At 49.4% G+C, this 19,334-nt stretch carries 16 protein-coding genes; 11 read left to right on the forward strand and 5 right to left on the reverse strand.

All coding sequences use genetic code 11. The features are described 5' to 3' along the window. Positions 1-3 precede the first annotated feature (3 nt). The gene (locus tag CFI03_RS19590; RefSeq protein ID WP_248758803.1) at positions 4-1,083 is read left to right on the forward strand and encodes a glycoside hydrolase family 172 protein; all 1,080 of its coding nucleotides are present in this window, start codon (positions 4-6) and stop codon (positions 1,081-1,083) included. Between the two features lie 66 nt (positions 1,084-1,149). Here CFI03_RS19590 and CFI03_RS19595 read toward each other — a convergent pair whose 3' ends face one another. Continuing rightward, on the reverse strand, positions 1,150-2,445 hold the full coding sequence (locus CFI03_RS19595) for a UDP-glucose dehydrogenase family protein (protein WP_248758805.1): 1,296 nt from the start codon (positions 2,443-2,445) through the stop codon (positions 1,150-1,152). After that, on the reverse strand, positions 2,442-3,458 hold the full coding sequence (locus CFI03_RS19600) for a sugar phosphate nucleotidyltransferase (protein ID WP_349292486.1): 1,017 nt from the start codon (positions 3,456-3,458) through the stop codon (positions 2,442-2,444). The genes CFI03_RS19595 and CFI03_RS19600 overlap by 4 nt, the downstream gene beginning before the upstream one ends. Before the next feature lie 167 nt (positions 3,459-3,625). Between CFI03_RS19600 and CFI03_RS19605 the strand changes: the two genes are divergently transcribed. Together CFI03_RS19605 and CFI03_RS19610 are read left to right on the forward strand one after the other, a co-directional pair. Beyond that, complete coding sequence (locus CFI03_RS19605; protein WP_248758807.1) at positions 3,626-4,654, forward strand: glycosyltransferase family 4 protein; 1,029 nt, start codon at positions 3,626-3,628, stop codon at positions 4,652-4,654. A gap of 1 nt (position 4,655) precedes the next feature. Continuing rightward, positions 4,656-5,345 (forward strand): glycosyltransferase family 2 protein, encoded by a 690-nt coding sequence (locus CFI03_RS19610; RefSeq protein ID WP_248758810.1) that lies wholly within the window; start codon positions 4,656-4,658, stop codon positions 5,343-5,345. A gap of 97 nt (positions 5,346-5,442) precedes the next feature. Here CFI03_RS19610 and CFI03_RS19615 read toward each other — a convergent pair whose 3' ends face one another. Then, positions 5,443-6,318, reverse strand: a complete 876-nt coding sequence (locus CFI03_RS19615; protein ID WP_248758813.1) for an AraC family transcriptional regulator — start codon at positions 6,316-6,318, stop codon at positions 5,443-5,445. Positions 6,319-6,494: 176 nt separating this feature from the next. Here CFI03_RS19615 and CFI03_RS19620 point away from each other — a divergent pair, with 176 nt between their 5' ends. The 6 genes from CFI03_RS19620 (at position 6,495) to CFI03_RS19645 (ending at position 15,317) form a co-directional block, all read left to right on the forward strand. Then, positions 6,495-7,871 carry an MATE family efflux transporter gene (locus tag CFI03_RS19620; RefSeq protein WP_248758817.1) on the forward strand — a complete coding sequence of 459 codons (1,377 nt, stop codon included), beginning with the start codon at positions 6,495-6,497 and terminating at the stop codon, positions 7,869-7,871. A 238-nt stretch (positions 7,872-8,109) separates the two neighbouring features. Continuing rightward, positions 8,110-9,009 (forward strand): LysR family transcriptional regulator, encoded by a 900-nt coding sequence (locus tag CFI03_RS19625; protein ID WP_248758818.1) that lies wholly within the window; start codon positions 8,110-8,112, stop codon positions 9,007-9,009. Next, positions 8,994-9,854 (forward strand): LysR family transcriptional regulator, encoded by an 861-nt coding sequence (locus tag CFI03_RS19630; RefSeq protein WP_248758820.1) that lies wholly within the window; start codon positions 8,994-8,996, stop codon positions 9,852-9,854. The genes CFI03_RS19625 and CFI03_RS19630 overlap by 16 nt, the downstream gene beginning before the upstream one ends. 272 nt (positions 9,855-10,126) lie before the next feature. Beyond that, positions 10,127-11,827: a type 2 periplasmic-binding domain-containing protein gene (locus tag CFI03_RS19635; RefSeq protein ID WP_248758821.1), complete on the forward strand. Its 1,701-nt coding sequence runs from the start codon at positions 10,127-10,129 to the stop codon at positions 11,825-11,827. A gap of 33 nt (positions 11,828-11,860) precedes the next feature. Continuing rightward, the gene (locus CFI03_RS19640; protein WP_248758823.1) at positions 11,861-13,762 is read left to right on the forward strand and encodes a sensor histidine kinase; all 1,902 of its coding nucleotides are present in this window, start codon (positions 11,861-11,863) and stop codon (positions 13,760-13,762) included. Beyond that, positions 13,755-15,317: a response regulator gene (locus tag CFI03_RS19645; protein WP_248758825.1), complete on the forward strand. Its 1,563-nt coding sequence runs from the start codon at positions 13,755-13,757 to the stop codon at positions 15,315-15,317. Before CFI03_RS19640 ends, CFI03_RS19645 begins: the two co-directional genes overlap by 8 nt. Before the next feature lie 66 nt (positions 15,318-15,383). On the opposite strand, the gene CFI03_RS19650 is transcribed toward CFI03_RS19645, so the two are convergent. Both CFI03_RS19650 and CFI03_RS19655 read right to left on the reverse strand, forming a co-directional pair. Then, on the reverse strand, positions 15,384-16,223 hold the full coding sequence (locus CFI03_RS19650) for an alpha/beta fold hydrolase (protein WP_248758827.1): 840 nt from the start codon (positions 16,221-16,223) through the stop codon (positions 15,384-15,386). A gap of 76 nt (positions 16,224-16,299) precedes the next feature. Next, a complete protein-coding gene (locus CFI03_RS19655; RefSeq protein WP_127492796.1) occupies positions 16,300-16,938 on the reverse strand; it encodes a hydrolase in 639 nt (212 codons plus the stop codon). A gap of 281 nt (positions 16,939-17,219) precedes the next feature. On the opposite strand from CFI03_RS19655, the gene CFI03_RS19660 reads away from it, so the two are divergent. Both CFI03_RS19660 and CFI03_RS19665 read left to right on the forward strand, forming a co-directional pair. Then, positions 17,220-17,405 carry a XapX domain-containing protein gene (locus CFI03_RS19660; protein WP_244935528.1) on the forward strand — a complete coding sequence of 62 codons (186 nt, stop codon included), beginning with the start codon at positions 17,220-17,222 and terminating at the stop codon, positions 17,403-17,405. A gap of 25 nt (positions 17,406-17,430) precedes the next feature. Continuing rightward, entirely contained in the window at positions 17,431-19,260 is a 1,830-nt protein-coding gene (locus CFI03_RS19665) for an amidohydrolase (RefSeq protein WP_248758830.1), read from the forward strand. The last annotated feature ends 74 nt before the right edge of the window (positions 19,261-19,334 follow it).

Consider the following 19,334-nt stretch of genomic DNA (forward strand, 5'->3'; position numbering starts at 1 on the left):
AACATGAACGCTTTTAACGGATTAGGTATGGGACTTGGCAATTTGGCGAGAGTTTCGAATGCGGTGTCGAGATCGATTTCCCCGGAAAATTTTACGGGCGAGAAGGGCAAGGGAGCCATGGCGTCCGAAGGTACGGGCGCTCAAGCGGCACGTGACCTAGGCGTTGGCTGGAAGGTATCCCCTTCGGTCAGCATCGCGGGCCATCAGGAGTTTACGATGGGGGTTATCGACGGGCCGGGCGTCATCCAAAATATTTGGCTCACCTGCTCGCATCAGGTTGTAAGATCGCTTATTTTCAAAATCTATTGGGATGAGGAAGAGGATCCTTCCGTGTACGTGCCGGTCGGGGACTTCTTCTGCAACGGCTGGGGCGAACGCGCTCTTGTGAATTCGCTTCCGATTTCGGTGAATCCGGCGGGCGGCTTCAACAGCTATTGGGAAATGCCTTTCCGCAAAAAGGCGCGGATCGTCATGCAGAACCTGTCGCATGAATCGACGGTCTTGTATTATCAGATTAACTACACGCTGACGGACGTTCCGGACGATATGGCGTATTTCCATGCCGAGTGGCGCCGCAGCAATCCGGTTCCGTACAAGGATGTTCATACGATCGTTGACGGCATTAAAGGTAAAGGGCATTACGTCGGCACCTATCTCGCCTGGCAGGTGAACAGCAACAACTGGTGGGGAGAGGGAGAGGTCAAGTTCTACATGGACGGCGACAAGGACTATCCGACGATCTGCAGCACGGGGACGGAGGATTACTTCGGCGGTGCTTGGAACTGGGATATGAACGGACAGTATGTGACGTATTCCACGCCATTCCTCGGGATGCATCAGGCGATAAAGGCCGACGGCTTGTACAAGGCGAATCAGCGCTTTGGCATGTACCGGTTCCATGTGATGGACCCGATCCGTTTCGAAGATGATCTGAAGGTGACAATCCAAGCGCTTGGCTGGCGCTCGCATGGGCGTTACCTCCCGCTTCAGGACGATATCGCATCCGTCGCCTACTGGTATCAGCTGGAGCCGCATGCGGCTCATCCGCCAATGCCGGGAATGGACGATCTCGAAATTATTTAGGCCGTAAAATAACAGGCTGGCCTCGGGTCCTTGGACTCCGAGGCCAGCCTTCTTTATATCCGCGATTCAATAACCGCTGCCAATGCCTTGGTAATAATAGCCGAGCGCACGTAGCCGCTTAGCGTCCATCATATTGCGCCCGTCAAAGAGGTTGGGCTGCTTAAGGAGCTTCTTCGCCTTTTTCCAATCCAGCTGTGCGAATTCAGCCCATTCCGTGCACAGAATAATCGCATCCGCGCCTTTTAAGGCATCTTCCGCCGAGGTGCAAACCTTCACTGCCTGGTAGGCTGCGTTACCCGGTAAAGACGCAATGGGATCATACAACTGCACGCTCGCTTGCTCGAGCAGCAATTGGTCGATGATCCGTAAAGCCGGCGCTTCGCGAATATCGTCCGTATCCGGCTTGAACGCCAGCCCCAGTACCGTAACCGTTTTGTTCGCAAAGCCGCTGAGACGCGACCGCGCCTTGTCGAGCAAATAGGCGTACTGCATGCGGTTAACTTCCGTGACCCCTTCCAGGATCCGAAGATTTACATGATGCTTTCTAGATGTCGTAACGAGTTCCGAGACATCCTTGGGAAAACAGGAACCTCCGTACCCAAGCCCCGCTTGCAGGAAGCTTGGCCCGATCCGGGGATCAAGGCCCATTCCTTCGGCAATCTCCTTTACGTTGACCTCCAGCTCGTCGCAAAGTCTAGCAAGCTCGTTCATATACGATATTTTAGTTGCGAGAAACGAATTGGATGCATATTTGATAAGCTCCGCGGTTCTTGGCGTCGTTACAATCCAAGGGCAGGAAAAAGACCAATACAGCTTCTTAAGCTGCTCCGTTGCCCGCTGGCTGTCGGTACCGATCACGATACGGTCGGGATGCAAAGCATCTTCGACGGCCTTGCCTTCCCTCAGGAATTCGGGGTTGGAAGCGACGTCGAAGGGATAGGCCGTTTGCTGCGCTGCTTCTATCCACTTTTTGATCTGCTCTTGCGTTCCGACGGGCACGGTGCTTTTGGTGACAACAAGTTTATAGCCTTTCATCAAACGTCCGATATCCTCTGCGGCTTGCCCAACGTAGCGCAGGTCGGCGCTTCCATCCGGAAGCGATGGCGTCCCGACGCAGAGGAAAATAACGTCGTGCTCTTTAATGGCGGCGGCTTTGTCCGTCGTAAACCGCAACCGGCCGCTTTTCACATGCTTGGCAATCAGGTCTTCAAGGCCGGGCTCGTGAAAATGCAGTTGTCCTTTCTTCAGCCGTTCGATTTTGCCCGCATCGATATCAAGTCCGGTTACCTGCCAGCCGATCTCGGCAAATACCATTGCGGTCGTGGCTCCTACATAGCCCGTACCGATAATCAGAATTTTCAAGGCTCCTTCACCTCTTTATCCATCAGTCCCCCGGCGACAATGGAATGTTCGCCGATAATCACATTTTTAATAGGAAACGGGAGATCTTTCATATGAACCCCATTCAGAATAATGCTGCTCTCGATTTGGCAATTTTCCAGCGTGGAGCCCGCTCCCACCGAAACGTAAGGGCCAATCCGGCAATCCTTCAACACGCAGTCCTTATCGATCGATACCGGCTCTACGATTGTGCAGCGCTCCATCTGGACGGAGTCGTGAACCCGTTTCTGCAGGGCTTCGGCTTCCAGCAGTTTGCGATTGGCCAGCAGCCAACGTTCCTTCGTACCCACGTCGATGTTCAATTGGTCGGTCACACGGTAAGCGACGTCGAAACGCTGCTCGATCAACCACTGAATCGCATCCGTTATTTCGTACTCGCCGCGCTTAGAGGGTGTGATATTGTTCACGGCGCCAAAGATCTCCTTCGTAAAAGCGTAACCCCCTATAACCGCTAAATTCGACTTCGGGTGTTCCGGTTTCTCTTCCAGACCTATGATTCGCGAATCCCGGATCTCCGCGATGCCGTAATCCTGCGGGTCCGCAACTTCCGCGAGCAATAAGGACGCTTGTACACCGCCATGCTCGACATCGTACTTCAAATCGAATAACGGAGCGGAAATCAAATTATCTCCCAGAAGAAGCAGGAACGGTTCGCCGGATAAATAATATTCCGCATTTTTTAGCGCGTTCGCGATTCCTTTGGGCGCATGCTGATAAATGTACGTAATCGCAATGCCAAACGCCTCTCCCTCGCCGAATTGCCCGCGAATGTCGGCCTCTTGGGATGGATGGATGACGATGCCGATACGATCTATTCCAAGCTCCATTAACTTCATGATTGATAATTGCAACAGGGGCGTATTTATGACGGGTATAAGTGTCTTCGGCCGATTTTTGGTAAACGGATATAAACGGCTTCCTTTCCCCGCACAGAGAATCAATCCCTTCAACAGCTTCTCACCTCTTTCTATCAACTTCTACTATTCTATTAAAAAGGCTTACACTTGGTATGGGCGTATACTGTACGCGGTATAAAGTAGGTGGCTGGTAACGGTGCAAGCGCCGTGCCCTGCACAGAAGTCCATTCATATCCTACAAGGAATGCCTATGGGAAGATTGGACCTAAGGAGTTGAGAGACATTTGAGAATTGCTCAAATATCGACGAATACGATTCCTGTACCTCCGAAGGATTACGGGGGCACGCAGCGCGACGTGCATTATTTAACGGAAGAGTTGGTCAACCGGGGGCATGAGGTGTTTCTGTTTGCCAAGAAAGGATCAACCTCCAATGCGACCCAAACGTTCGAATACGAGTCGGATGATCCGAAAAAGCAGCTGGACTTTATTATTAAAAACCTCCCGCCAGACGTGGATATCATACACGATCACTACGGCATCGTTGCGAAAGCGAATCCGCCTATTCCGACTATAAGCAACTCCCATTCCAAAGGGATCAAGGGAGACGTGCAGCTTCGGGTATACGTCAGCAAATTCATTCTCCGCAAATACGGGAAACGAAAGGGCTATGCCGTCCATAACGGCATCCGCATGGAGGATTACACTTACACGAAAGACAAGCAAAACTACCTGCTCTTCATGGGAAGATTAATTAAGGAAAAAGGTGTCCACCTTGCCATTAAGGTTGCCAAAAAAACAGGCATGCGGCTCATCATTGCAGGCACGCTGAACGACAAGGCTTATTTCAATGCTAAAATCAAACCTCATCTCGGCAGCAAAATCAGCTATATCGGCCCCGTCGGCGGAGACCGCAAACGCGAGCTGCTCGCCAACGCAAGCTGCGTCCTGTTCACGTCGACCTGGGATGAACCCTTCGGATTGGTGCTCATCGAATCGCTGGCCAGCGGCACGCCCGTGCTAGGCTTCAATAAAGGCGGCGTTGCCGAGGTGCTTAAAGGAATGCCTCAGCTCTTATGCAGAACCACATCCGAAATGGCGATGAAGATTAAATACCGCAACAAGAGGCTGCCCAAAGCCAGCGAATGCAGACGTTATGCCAGGACCCGCTATTCCGATCAAATCATGACGGATCGCTTCTTAAGTTTGTATCAGAAAATCATCGATGAAAAATTGTATAAAATCAAAAAAAATACATTATGGAACCGGCGCGAAGCCAAGCTGCTGGCTGCGCCGAATGGAGATGATAAGTAAGATGATCACCGTAATCGCGTGTACGATGAGATCCCAATTCATCGATAATGTATTCGATAATTACGATCGGCAGGTTTGGAAGGACAAACAAATGATTATCGTCTTGAATAACGACAAGATGGATATCGAGCTATATCAGGAGAGGGCCAACCAATACCCGGAGAACGAAGTTAGAGTGATCCAGCTCCCCCAGGAATATAAGCTTGGCAAATGCTTGAACTATGCCATTAATATGGCTCAGGACGGCATCATCGCCAAGTTTGACGATGACGATTATTACGGACCGAAGTTTTTGCGCGAAACCGCCCGCGCAATCAAAAGCGGCAGAGCGTCCATCGTTGGCAAACATACCTCCTATATCTACTTCGAGGCAACCCGTTCGTTGATGGTTTTCCGCAGGGGGGGCGAGAGGAAATACACGCGCAGCATCAAGGGCGGCACGCTGGTGTTCAAGAAGTCGGTCTGGAAGCGCGTCCCGTTTCCCGAGTTCAAGAAGGTCGGCACGGATTCCGGCTGGGTCGGGCGGTGCATCCGCAGAGGCTTCCGCGTGTATTCCGTATCCAAGCGGCATTACGTTTGCATTAGAAGAAGGAATACGAACAGTCATACGCAAAAGAAAAGCACGCGCCTCTATATGTCGCATTGCAGACTAGTTCGCAAGACGAAGCATTTCAGGCGTTACGTAAACTAGAGGCAGCAGGCGCGGGGCCGGGGGATTATCGGATTGGCTGAAAAGTGTCCATATAATGGAAATAAAAAAGCAGACGGAGCCGTCTGCTTTTTTTGGTTCATATCGTCTGCCCCTTGCGAAGGTCGCGCGGCGACACGCCCCGCAGCTGGCGGAAGAGCTTCGAGAAGCTGTTAATGCTGCTGCAGCCAATCTCGGCGGCGATGTCCGTGACGCTCATCGCGGTGTTTTTCAGCAAATATTCGGCTCTGTTAATGCGGTTAAGATTCATGTATTGCACAAAGGTCTGGCCCGTAACCTTCTTGAACATGCGGCAGAAATGGTACGGGCTCATATGGACAAACGAGGCCGCCTGTTCGACGGTTACGCGCTCGGCCACGTCGGATTCCAGGCGGGTAAGCAGCTCCTTGAACCGGTTGGTTCTCTCGCGGAACGCGTTCATCTCGGTGTCGCTGCGCTGCATGACGGTAAATTCCCGGCTCAGCCAGGTGAAGAGCAGTTGGCAGTAAGAGCGGACGGCCAGCTCATAGCCGCGGGGCTTCCGCTCGAATTCTTCGGCTAGCTGCATCGTTGTTTGCTTTAGCAACGGATACCATGGATCATTCTGTTCTATGCGGTTCGCGATCATGGACATGCCGTTCGTGTAAGGAGCGACCAGATCAACAATATGAGGTTCTTTCAGGCCTAGTATAGACGGATTAAACACAAGCGCGTATATCGTAAAAGGCTCGTTCGGATTAAGCGAGGATGCCGAATGGAGCTCGCCGCTGTTGACGAACAGCATGTCGCCCGGCTTGGTAGGGAACGGCTGTCCGCCAATCGTGTAGAGAACCTCGCCGCTTTCGACGTAGATGAGTTCGAAATGCTCATGCCAGTGAAGAGGCAAGGAGCACCCGATCCTAAAGGTCGGATGGAACACATTAATCGGCAGAGCCGGATCGGTCATCAGGGTATTTTCCCATAAATCACTTCGCATAGGTGCTGCCTCCAGCCATTAGATTAGCAAGATCGGGATAATAAACAACAAGAAGCATTAAGACATTAATCGTCGAACGTTCTATATTGGTTAATGTTATCACACATAGATACCCCAGTGGATATCGGATTGTTGGAGCAAAATGGATTAAATAAAACTGGGAGGTACGGGCAGCGATGGCTCAGATAAATAAAGACGGATCCATCTCTTTATACGCGCTCGCATGGCCTATCGCTATCGAGTTGATTTTACAGTTTCTGATGGGAACCGTTGATTCCTTAATGGTCAGCCGCTTGGGAGATAATGCGGTGTCGGCGGTAGGCGTATCCAATCAGGTGATGCGTTCCCTGCTTACGATCTTTGTGCTTATTAACGGCGGGGCAGGGATCGTAATCGCGCGCAGATGGGGAGCGGGCGATCCCCATACGGCGAGACGCGCCGCGGCGATGGCGATTAAAGTCGGGCTGATTGGCGGAGTTCTGGTTAGTCTGCTGTTTGCTTTTGGCTCGGGTACTATCGTGCGTCTAATGGGGACGCCTGCCGAGGTGGTGCCGCAAGCAACCACTTATATGGCCTTTATCGGGGGCTGCTCTATCTTGACGCAGCTTAATATGATGCTCACCGTGATGATCCGGAACACCGGCAATACGCGCGGGCCGATGATGATTGCAATCGGAATGAACGTGGTTCACGTGCTGCTGAACTATGTGTTTATCTTTGGGGAGTACGGGTTCCCGCAGATGGGGATAGAGGGGATAGGCATCTCGACGATCATCAGCCGGCTGCTTGCGTGTGCGGTGGGCGTATGGCTCCTGCTTCGCTCATTCCCAAGCCCGTTTGAGCGGAACGACTGGCGCGGGTTTGACCGTCCGCTGCTCAAGGAGATGGTTGGCATTGGCCTGCCGAATTTGGGAAATGCGGCATCCTGGGGATATTCGCAAATTGTCACGCTGGCGATCGTCTCGTCGATGGGGGCGGCGCAGCTGGCGGCATTTTCCTACTTCAACATTATCCAGCAGTTGCCCTGGCTGATCGGCAATTCCATCGGCATGGCCGTCCAGATTCAATGCGGTCAGCTGTACGGCGGGAAGAGGTACGACGATGTCTACCGGGCTCCGTACCGCGCTGCCATGATCGGCATGGTGCCAACCTTTGCGCTGGCCGTGCTGCTGTATGCTTTTGGACATACAACGATCAGCTGGTTTACGTCGGACCAAGAGATAACTGGAATCCTGCTGCCCTTGTTTTTCTGGTGCATGATCTGGCAGCCGATGCGGACATGGACGTATTCCTTCATCCAGTCCTTAACGGCGATTGGCGAAGCCAAGTTTGTGGCCATGAGCAGCATGCTTGGCATGTGGATCTTCGCAACAGGCGGGGCTTATGTGTTTGGCGTAGTGTTCCATATGGGCATTATGGGGGCACTGGTTGGCCTGCTCCTGGATGAACTGTTCCGCGCCATCCTAGTCGGCACGCGCTGGATCCGCCGCCGCAAGCTGCCTCGGCAGCAGGGGGAGTCTGCATCCGCGGTGCAGACGTTTGGAATAAACTAGATTACGGAAGCCACTCTTGCGGGAGTGGCTTTTTCTTTTGCCGACGGGCCAATCATGCTGATAGTGCACCAACCCTAAAATCCAGCAACCATAACCTGAAATCTAGCGGATATATTACAGGACAGGTTCTTTCATATAATGGTTAATGAGAGGTTAGAGCTAAAAACATAAGAGGAGGATAGCCGATTAAAGCAACCATGTATGGAGCGAATCCGGTTTCACTAAGGAGGAATACACTGTGGAATTGCGCCAGCTTGAATATTTTATTCAAGTTTGCAAATCAGGGAGCTTCACAAAAGCCAAAGAAGAACTAGGCGTGACCCAGCCTACGCTAAGTCAGCAAATTCGGGTTTTGGAAGGCGAGTACAATATTCAATTGTTCGATCGGGTAAGCAGGGGAGTTGAGGTTACGGAAGCCGGAAAAATCCTTTTGAATAAGGGCAATGCCATTATGAATCTTCTTGAAGAAGCGCGAAATGAAATAGAGGGGCGAAACAATAGTTCCGGAGAAACGATTTCCATTGGATGTTGTCCTGCCGAGATGGAGTATCTAGCTCCTTTCTTCATGAAATTCCATCAAAAGTACCCGAATATTTTATTGAAAATTATGGATGTAGAGGATGCCGAGAAAAAAGTTTTGGAGCAACAGGTAGACTTTGGAATAACGGCCTATCCGGTTTCCGATGATTCGGTTATTTCGACTCATTTGTATAGACAAGAAATGGCGTTATTGGTTCACTCCGAGCATTCTTTGGCCAAGCAGTCTTCCATCCCGTTTCAATCTTTGAAGCAAATGAATTCGATCATGTTTCGAGAACAGAACAAATCGTTAATTGATAGGTATTGTTTCTCATACGGATTTACATTGAAGTCGATTATAGAAACGTCCGCCACTTCGGTAATGATGCATTGGATTCGCCAGGGACTTGGAGCGGCGCTTATGCCAACGTCTTTGCTTGAAAGTCTAAGGGACGATTGTTTGCGTATTGTCAAACTGGAAGGGCATATTCCTTATTGGGATATCTCTCTCTTATACCTTAACTCCGTTAATATGAAATCCACCACGCGCTTATTCATTCAGGAGATGGATTCCTATGTAAGAGAGGGTGAGGTGAATCTATTGTGTTCAGGCAATTAGAATGTTTTATTCAAATTTGCAAAGAAGGCAGCTTTACGAAGGCCGCGGATGCTTTATTGATTTCACAGCCCACTTTAAGCCAACAGATTCGTTTCTTAGAGTCGGAAGTTGGAGCGCCTTTGTTTGAGAGATTTGGCAGAGGGGTAAAGATTACCGCTGACGGACAAATCCTGTACGAAAAAGCTCTTTCCGTGATGAGGCTCATTGAGGAGTCCAAAAAAGAAACGCACGAATTGCGTTACGCCAGGGTAAACAAGCTTTCGATAGGCATTTCGCCGACGTACTTTTTTAGATTGGCGTCCCGATTTCTGGAATTTCATGAAAAGCACCCCGACATTGCATTGAAATTTTCCAGTGCGGAGAATGCGACGCAGCAATTATTGAATGACCGTATCGATATTGGCGTTGCCGATCATTATAACCCAAACAAAGAAATTCAAATGACACACCTGTATAAAGAAGAACAAGCGCTGATCGTTTATGAAGATCATTCATGGGCGGATCGAACCAGCATGTCTTTTCAAGAGCTTGAAGATTTAGAATCTTCCTTAATTGTTGGGGATACGCGTATGATCGACTACATTCACGCATCAAGTGCCAAGATTTCGAAAAACCTGCTATCCATGTTTGAATCAACCTCTACGGAAATCCTTCTTTCCATGGTACTGAAAAAGATGGGGGTAGCGATTTTACCTGCCTCTATAATGGAAAATTTCCCTGGAATGCAATTGAAAATGATTCGCCTTGTTGGCCCAACGCCCGTTCGCGAAATCAAGCTTGTGTATAAAAAGTATCATTACAATAATCCTTCCGTACAGAAATGCATTGATTTTTTACTGCAATAATCAAATAAAGCGAATGACTAGTCATATATAATCAAAGCGAGCCAAGGAAGAAAAATTTCCTTGTTGTGCTCGCTTATTCGACGTTGGAACAGAGGAAATCTGCAAAATAGTAACTCTATCTAGGAATGTAATCTCTTTTATTTGCCAGCAATAACCTTTATACTAGCTGTAAAATAGAGGCTACTGACCAGCATAATTCTACTAGTTTTTGGTAGTATATTACAATAACGGTTTATTTAGTTATTTGCTGTGCAGACAAAGGAGAGTAGTTAATGGGTAAGATGTTTAAATCAGCAACGCTGTTAATAGCTCTGATGATGTGTTGGACGTTAGCGGCTTGTTCCGTTAACACTGGCATTTCGAGCAATGGCATTGCTGAAGATCCCGCGAATTCGAACGCCAATTCTATGGAGGCAGATGCTTCTGATAAGAAGATTTCCCCGGATGAGCCTGCCTGGAAGCTGGACACGACACCGATTACGTTTGATTGGTATATCAATTTCGATTGGTTCACCAGCAAGTGGGGAGGAAACGCCGTTTCCGATTATATAACGAAAAAGACGGGCGTCAGCTTGAACTTTATCGTGCCTGCCGGCGACGCCGGCGAGAAGCTTAATACGATGATGTCGGCAAGATCGCTCCCTGATTTCATTACGCTAGGCTGGTACGAGGATGCCGTTCAGAAGATGATCAATGGTGATATGGTGCTTCCGTTGAACGAGCTGGCGGATGAATACGATCCTTATTTTTTTAAGGTCGCGGATCCCGCAAAGCTTAGCTGGTACACACAGTCTAACGGCAATGTGTACGGTTACCCGAATGCTTCCTCATCCCCTGCCGATTATGAAAAATACGGTCAGCTTTTTACCTCTAATCAGACCTTTGTAGTCAGGAAAGACTTGTATGAAGCACTCGGGAAGCCGGATATGAGCACGCCGGAAGGGTTTCTCGGAGCGCTTAGGGCTGCGAAGGAGAAGTTTCCCGAGGTGGACGGCCAGCCGCTAATTCCAATCGGTCTGCATGAGTTTACGGAAACCGGCAACTATTCGCTGGACGAGTATCTACAGAATTTCCTGGCGATCCCGAAGCAGAAGAACGGTAAGCTGTATGATCGCCGCAGCGATCCAACGTATCTGAAATGGTTGAAGGTGTTCCGTCAAGCGAATGAGGACGGGCTTATGCCGACGGATGTCTATATTGATGAAAAGCGGTTGGAAAAGGATGAGAAAATATCGCAAGGCCGCTATTTTGCCATGCTCTATCAATGGTCCGATTTTACGGAGATTAATCAAAAGTTATATCAGAAGGACCCCAATAAAGTATATATCGCGATTGATGGTCCTGCGAATGACGCACATGATGCGCCTACACTTGCGGGCAACGGCATCTCCGGATGGACGGTGACGCTCATCTCGAAGAACGTCAAGGATAAAAAGCGGGCAATTGCCTTCCTCAGCTATTTGCTCAGCGAAGAGGGAAACAAGGATCTGTACTTAGGAGAAAAAGGCGTTACTTACGATACGATAGACGGCAAGGATCAATTCTTGCCGGCGGTGATGCATCTGCTCAACACCGACCGCCAAGCGTTTGATAAAAAGTATGGCGGTTCTTATATGTACTGGATGCTGATGGATACAAACATGAATCTAGCATGGATGACGGGGATGAATGCCGAGCCGGCCAAGCAAATTGCCGATTGGACGAGAGGCAAGACGATCAGCATGTCCGAGTTCGACAATCTGGATCCGGACCCGACGACGAAGGAAGGGATTGCGGAAGGCGAACAAACGCGGCTCTGGGCCGAGACGCTGCCGAAGCTGCTGATGGCGGGATCGGATGCCGAATTCGATCAACTGTACTCCGGATTCATGAACACCATTACCAAGGATCCCGAGTATCGGGCTATTATGGCTATCCGGCAAGCAGCCTATGAACGGAATGTTCAAAAGCTGAAGTCGTCTTTCGAGCAATAGTTCTTTTAGAAGCAGCAGGATGTGAAACCGGAGATGGGATATTCTTTAATACGCTTGTTAATGGGGATACGCGCATTCACGTTAAAACTTTCGCTTCAAGTCAAACTGATTCTGTCGTTTGTGTTCGTCATCCTCATACCTGTTATTCTATTCTCCTGGTATACGCTAAATGAAGAGTCCGCCAAGGCGATGGAAGAATTGACGAAGAATAACGAGAATGTGCTCGCGGTCGAGAAGATAAACATTGAGAATAATATAGAGCTGATGGGATGGACCGGTCAGCTGGCATTGTCTAATCGGGAAATGAACAATTATCTGCAAATCGAACAAACGCAGAGTGCGGCGTATGTTCTTCATATTAAGAAAGACGTGGTCAACAACTTTCAATATTTTCTATTCAATAATCCAAGAATTGCGAATGTCCGTTTGTTCACGGACAACCTTTACGTGAACGAGATCTGGCCAGTCATTCTACAGGAATCGCGTATTCGGGATAAGTCTTGGCATGATGATGTAATGAAGCAGAGCGGTTTGCCGTGGTGGGAAATACAGGAGAGCGTAGTCCTCACCGGCTTGCCTTCCGAACCATCCCCAAGTGAGCCCTTCATGACATACTTGCAGGAATTCAAGTATGCGGACAACAGAGCGCATAACGGGATTCTAGAGATATCCATGAAGCTGTCGGATTTCTTCACTCAAACGTTCAGCAGCGTGCAGGACAGTAACTCCCAGCTGATCGTAGCAGCGAGGAACGGACAGGTATACAGCTTGAAGACTTCACCTCTGTTCAAGCAGCATAGCGCGGAGCAATTAATGAACAGGGTGAAACTGACAAGTAACACAAATTACGAGACGGTTCAGTTCGAGGTAGGCGGGCAGTCCTACCTGGCCTTTATGATCTACATTCCATCGGTCGACGTACACTTGGTCAATATGGTTAGTCTTGCGGACACGATGGAGGGCATTAATCATTCGAGGGTTCGTTATCTTGTACTCATTTCGTTACTGGTGGCCTTTCTCGTTGTGCTTTCTTACTTCATGCAGGCGTTTATTTTGCGCAGACTTAAGGTGTTAAGAGAATCGATGCAACAGGTAAGAAGCGGTAACTTCAACGTCGAGCTGCCGCCAATGACCGGCAGCGATGAGGTAGGGGAGCTCGGCTTTCATTACCGCGAGCTTATTCTGAAGATTAACGAGCTCATCCAAGAGCAGGCAGCTAGACAGGCGGCGGGTAAAGAAGCTGAGCTTAAGGCGCTAAAAAATCAGATAGATTCCCACTTCCTTTACAATACGCTGGAAAATGTCAAGATGCTGGCGGAGATTGAAGGGCAGTACCTTATATCGGACATCATGACCTCTCTAGGCGGAATGATGAGGTATTCCATGGAATGGAAACAGGATCACGTCATGCTCAGTGACGAGATTAAGCAGGTTCAGCATTATATATCCGTCATGAATATCCGTTATGATGGACGACTTGATCTCCGTCTGTCGATTGCACAGGAATGCCTTACGCAGGAATCGCTCAAAATGTCACTCCAGCCCGTAGTCGAGAATGCAATCAAGCACGGGATGAGCCGCATGCATTCCAGTGACGGAAATCTTGTCGTTGCTATCTCTGCAACCAAGCGTGGCCGCGCTTGCGTCATAGAGATCACGGACAGCGGCTGCGGCATACCGGAAGAGATGCTGGGTTTATTGAATCAAATGCTGCGAATGGAAGAGTCCGCTTACCAGGATGTCCGGCAGCTGGTTGTTCGGAAGGATAACCAGGATAGCAACGGAATCGGTCTGCGTAATGTGGATCAACGCTTGGTGATGAGTTATGGGCCGGAATACGGGATTCAGATCGAAAGCCAGGAAGGAAGCTATACACGCATAATCATGACTTTACCGTATAGAGTCATGGGAGGAGGAGTGGACATCGATGATTAGGCTGCTGATCGTCGACGACGAGAAAATTATCCGGAGGGGCTTGCAATCGGTAATCGAGAGGCAGTTTCCTGATCGGTTCAACTACCGATTTGCCGAGAACGGACAAGAAGCGCTGGAGCTTCTAATCCGAGAGCCTGCGGATATTTTGATAACCGATATCCGAATGCCCATTATGGATGGAATCGAACTTCTAGAGCATCTTCAAGATCACCCGGTCAAACCCGAGGTTATATTGCTGTCGGGGTATAATGATTTCGCATACGCGCAGAAAGGGATCCGCTATGCTGTGAAGGATTATCTCGTAAAGCCGGTGGTTCGGGAAGAATTGTTTGCCGCTTTGGAGCGATTGATACGGGAGATAAGGGCAAGAGAAGAGCAAGCAGACGGGACGGGCGAGAATGCCAGTCTTTTGGCTGCCGAGCTGGTTACCCTGCATTTGACCCAGATGGATGCGGGCGAAGCGTTGACACCAAACAAGCTTAAGCAGGCTGGCTTAGAGTGGCTGGATGCAGGATATACGCTGGGGTTGATTTTGCGGCGTAATGGAGGATTACAGGCTGGCAGTACGGATGCTGCTTCTTTCAGGAATCAAATTGCGGAGCTGTTACAGGGGCATGCGGATTGGCTGCTCACACGTGACGGAAAAGGCGGAACGATGATGCTCGCGCGCGATCCGGTACTGTTCCGCCGGTTGGCGGAACAATGGAGGCGGCATGCATACGGGTCGCAGCTGAGAATTGCAACAAGCGATTCCGTTCAAGGGATCGGGCAGATAAGATGGGCATACAGCCAAGCGAAGCAAACGTTGAAGTACGGTATTCTGCTTTCAGAGCGCGATGTGCTGGATCATACGATTTTAAGCGAACGCAATGAGAAGCATGCCGTACCTGTTGAGTTGATTCAGCGAATATTGAATCTCCTTGGGATGGGGAGAGGCGATGAAATCAAACAGCTTCTTAATCAAATTCTCGACGTCAGCACTATTAGCAGCTGCGAGATTGGTTATCTGGAGCGGATTAGCCAGCTGTTCAACGAAGAGCTGTTTGACAAGCTGTACAGCATCTACGGATATAAGGTGCTCGATCAATTAAGAACGTATGCCAACGTGGGCCACATCGGGAACTTCGACCGCTTCGGAGATTATTGCACAGCCGTCGGGCAGCTTATCGATAGTCTTGATCGGTTCATCCAAAATCGGAGAGAGCAAGCGCCAACGGAACAAAATACGATGCAAAAGGTTCTTCATTACTTGCAGACGCATTATGCCGACGATTTGAACATGGCGGTCGTGTCCAACCATTTCTCCCTCAATTACTCGTATTTCAGTTATGCCTTCCAGGAATACAGCGGGGAGAGCTTCTCGAATTATGTTCGCCGGTTAAGGCTGGATAAGGCAAAGGAGCTTCTGGTGCATTCCGATTTGAAGGTATACGAAATCAGCGATCAGGTTGGCTTTGAGAATGTGAAGCATTTTACGAGAATATTCAAAGAAACCGAAGGCATCACGGCGCTGGAATTCCGTAGCCAGCGAAGGCTTTTTGAAACCCAAGCATAACTATACGAATGACCCACAAGAGGGTATTGTTCTCGGACAACATCCTTCTTATGGGTCATTTTTTATTTATTTGGCATTAAGGAAGTGAATCAAAGCCGTATTGAATTCCTCGGGATGGGTCGCGTTCAGACCATGCGGCCCGCCTTCAATGACGACGAGTTGACTGCCCGCAACCGCTTCGTGGGAAAGCTGACCGCTTACCTCAAGCGCCACGATCGCATCGGAATCGCCATGGATAACGAGCAATGGGATATCGAATTTAGCCAAATCGCCGCGGAAATCCGTCCGGCCGAAGGCATCCGTGCAATCCAGCGTTCCCTTAGGCGAAGCAAACGAAGCAATATCAACGTTGTAAGCACGGAAGGACTCGCTCACGAGATCGGTTCTATCCCCTGCTTTGAAGAAATTATGGGTGAAGCCGTCAAGGAAGGCGACACGGTCTTTCTTCAGGCCTTCTTGGAAGCTCTGAATGGCGGCTTCATCCAGACCGCCTTCCGGATGCTCGTCAGATTTATAGAAGAACGGCGGAACCGCTGCGGCGAGCACGGCTTTTCTGACGCGGCTTGTTCCGTAAGTGCCGACATAACGGGCAACCTCTCCGCCGCCCATCGAAAACCCGACCAGCGTTACATCCTTAAGGTCTAAATGCTCAATCAGCTTATGGAGATCGGCCGCAAACGTATCATAATCGTAGCCGTTCCACGGCTGGGAGGATTGTCCGAATCCGCGGCGGTCATAGGTAATCACGCGGTAACCCGCTTCGATAAGCGCTGGAACTTGATTTTCCCACGAGCGTCCGCTCAGTGGCCAGCCGTGGATCAAAATGACAGGTTTTCCTGCGCCAAGATCTTCAAAATACAATTCAATGGGTTGTCCGTTTTCTGTTCCGACTGTTAATTTAGCCATGCTTCAGCCTTCACTCCTCTAATATTCGTTTCTCTATTTTCCACTCCCGTTAAGCGAGTTCCGCTTCGGAATAGATTTATCCCCCGTGGCCGCCAAACATCGCTTGCGCATAAACAAGACCCGCGCCATAAGCTCCGCTGTGTTCCTTAGCGACCGACAGAACGGCGTCATAGGTTTCTTGGCGCGCCCAATCGCGTTGGTATTCAAGCAAAACGGACAGCCAGGTTACCGGAATGGCTCCTGCTTGAATCATGCGTTGAACAGCCATGTCATGCGCTTCCGTTGTTGTCCCGCCGGAAGCATCCGTTACAATGTATACTTCGTATCCGTCTTTGATGGCTGCAATTGTAGGGAAAGCCAGACAAACTTCCGTCCAAAGCGCTGCGATGATCAGCTTTTTACGGCCCGTTTTCTTCACCGCCGCTAAGAAGTTTTCGTCCTCCCAGGAGTTCATGGATGTTCGGTCAATCGGCTTATGATCCGGGAATACCTCTTGAATTTGCGGGTGAAGCGGGCCAGAAAAGGATTCCGCTGCTACGGTCGTAAGAATGATCGGTGCATTAAACACTTTAGCTGTCTTGGCCAATCCAACCGTATTGTTAATGATGGTCTGGCGGTCGGCGCTTTGAACGCCAAAGAGCATTTGAGGCTGATGGTCTACAAGAATGATTGCAGAATTGTCAGCTGTAAGTAAATCCGTCTTCCCGTTAAACATACTAAGATCCCTACCTTTTCCGAATATAATTACAACAGTCCCAATAAATTGGAAATCGCGCTGCATGTACTCAGTCTATTGAAATACAACCATGCGAACAATCTTCAGTTTTCTATATATTTCATAGATAAAAACTATATACATCAAAAGTTCTATAAAGTATTTGCATAAATAATTCCTATGATTGTTATAGAGAAAGCCTTATTGCTAGTAAAAATATTGACTTTTAGACTTAGGAATAGAACGCATCTAGTAAGAAGATGAAAAAGGAGGGAATGAATATGGGGGAAATGAGCTTGGGGTCTATGGTACTAGCTCTAGCTGCGGGTGTCGTAATTGGCGTTATTTTTCAATCGCTTAAAATCCCTTCGCCTGCACCGCCTTTTTTAGGGCTGCTTGGTCTCGCCGGCATGTTTTTGGGCCAGCGGCTGATACCTTGGATCCAGCATTTAATGAACAGCAAATAAAATGATGGAAAAGGAGAACGGAATCATGTCTAAGAAAACGATAGATTGTGAAGCCAGCTTAGTCATTCATAATGCCAATATTGTAACGATGGACGATTCAAATCCTACAGCAACGGCAGTTGCCGTGAAGGACGGCCAATTCGTGGCAGTGGGGGATGATGCCGAAATCATGAAATACGCCGGATCCTCCACGAAGGTTGTTAACGCAAACAAACGCATGTTAATACCGGGCTTGAACGACTCCCATATTCATCTCATTCGCGGCGGTCTCAACTATAATCTTGAACTTCGTTGGGATGGCGTTCCATCCGTAGCGGATGCGCTGCGCATGCTGAAAAAGCAGGTTGACCGTACGCCGGCTCCTCATTGGGTGCGTGTCGTTGGGGGCTGGACGGAGTTTCAATTTATTGAACGCCGTATGCCGACCCTGGATGAAATCAATCGAATTGCCCCAGACACCCCCGTGTTTATTCTCAATCTTTACCGTCAAGCTTTTCTGAATAAAGCCGCCTTGCGGGTAATCGGATATACAAAAGATACGCCAAATCCACCGGGTGGAGAAATTCAAAGGGATAGCAAGGGCAACCCTACGGGAATGCTCATCGCGAGGCCGAATGCCACTATTTTGTATGCTACGTTAGCCAAAGGGCCTAAGCTTTCATACGAGGATCAATTGAATTCAACCCGACTCTTTATGAGGGAACTGAATCGATTCGGAGTAACGAGCGTGATTGACGCCGGCGGCGGTTTTCAGAACTATCCCGATGACTATCAGGTATTTGACGAGCTTGATAAACGCGAAGAGATCACGGTACGCACGGCCTATAATCTATTCACGCAGAATCCCAAGAATGAATTGAATGATTTTAAAGCTTGGACCGCTTCATCGCAGCCGTACACGGGCAGCTCTTACTATCGCCATAACGGAGCCGGCGAAATGCTCGTTTATAGCGCGGCAGACTTTGAAGATTTCGTAGAGCCTCGCCCGGAGCTGCCTGCCGTACTTGAAGATGAACTATTCGATGTCTCCCGGCATCTCGTTGAGCAACGCTGGCCGTTTCGTCTTCATGCCACGTACGGAGAGTCGATCTCCCGTTTTCTTGATGTATTCGAGCGCGTGAATAAAGAGGTGCCGTTCAAAGACTTGCGCTGGATTCTCGATCATGCCGAAACGATCAAAGAGAAGGATTTGGAGCGGGTGGTGGAATTAGGCGGCTCAATCGCGGTTCAAAGCCGAATGGCTTTTCAAGGCGAGTATTTCGTGGAAAGATACGGGGCTGAAGCGGCGGAAAATGCTCCTCCGATCACCAAGATGCTTAAGCACGGATTGCGCGTTGGCGTTGGGACGGATGCGACCAGGGTGGCGAGTTACAATCCGTGGGTTGCCTTATACTGGCTGGTGACAGGCAAGACGTTGGGCGGGCTTAGCCTGTATCCTGAATCCAACCGCGTAGAAAGGCATGAAGCGCTACGCATGTATACGTCGGGGAATGCTTGGTTCTCCAAAGAGGAGGACGTAAAAGGACAAATCAAAGAGGGTCATTATGCTGATTTTTCGATTCTTTCCGATAATTTCTTGCTTGTCTCCGAAGAAGCCATTAAAAAAATAGAATCGGTCTTCACGGTTGTAGGAGGCAAAATTGTCTACGGCACGAAGGAGTTTGAGTCTTTGTCGCCTCCGGCTCCCAAAGCGAGTCCGGACTGGTCTCCTCATAATGTCTTTGGCGGTTATTACAAGGAACCGGAATACGGAGGCGGATCGGGCGTTCATGCCCCTAAACAGGTCCATCTTCATCATAAATGCAATCATCATCACGGAAGCGGCTTCTGCGACCTCGATTGCTTTGTATTCTAACCTTTCTGCGCGCTTGATTCACGAACAACAATAAAAATGCTCCCCTTGCAGATAGACGCTGCATGGGGAGCACT

Source organism: Paenibacillus sp. ATY16, assembly GCF_003399985.2.
GTDB lineage: Bacteria > Bacillota > Bacilli > Paenibacillales > Paenibacillaceae > Pristimantibacillus > Pristimantibacillus glycanilyticus.

What these genes read in the sequence shown, in the direction of transcription:
- CFI03_RS19590 (WP_248758803.1), top strand. Translation starts at nt 4, where the DNA reads ATGAACGCTTTTAACGGATTAGGTATGGGACTTGGCAATTTGGCGAGA.
- CFI03_RS19610 (WP_248758810.1), top strand. Translation starts at nt 4,656, where the DNA reads ATGATCACCGTAATCGCGTGTACGATGAGATCCCAATTCATCGATAAT.
- CFI03_RS19615 (WP_248758813.1), bottom strand. Translation starts at nt 6,318, where the DNA reads ATGCGAAGTGATTTATGGGAAAATACCCTGATGACCGATCCGGCTCTG.
- CFI03_RS19620 (WP_248758817.1), top strand. Translation starts at nt 6,495, where the DNA reads ATGGCTCAGATAAATAAAGACGGATCCATCTCTTTATACGCGCTCGCA.
- CFI03_RS19635 (WP_248758821.1), top strand. Translation starts at nt 10,127, where the DNA reads ATGGGTAAGATGTTTAAATCAGCAACGCTGTTAATAGCTCTGATGATG.
- CFI03_RS19640 (WP_248758823.1), top strand. Translation starts at nt 11,861, where the DNA reads ATGGGATATTCTTTAATACGCTTGTTAATGGGGATACGCGCATTCACG.
- CFI03_RS19645 (WP_248758825.1), top strand. Translation starts at nt 13,755, where the DNA reads ATGATTAGGCTGCTGATCGTCGACGACGAGAAAATTATCCGGAGGGGC.
- CFI03_RS19650 (WP_248758827.1), bottom strand. Translation starts at nt 16,223, where the DNA reads ATGGCTAAATTAACAGTCGGAACAGAAAACGGACAACCCATTGAATTG.
- CFI03_RS19655 (WP_127492796.1), bottom strand. Translation starts at nt 16,938, where the DNA reads ATGTTTAACGGGAAGACGGATTTACTTACAGCTGACAATTCTGCAATC.
- CFI03_RS19660 (WP_244935528.1), top strand. Translation starts at nt 17,220, where the DNA reads ATGGGGGAAATGAGCTTGGGGTCTATGGTACTAGCTCTAGCTGCGGGT.
- CFI03_RS19665 (WP_248758830.1), top strand. Translation starts at nt 17,431, where the DNA reads ATGTCTAAGAAAACGATAGATTGTGAAGCCAGCTTAGTCATTCATAAT.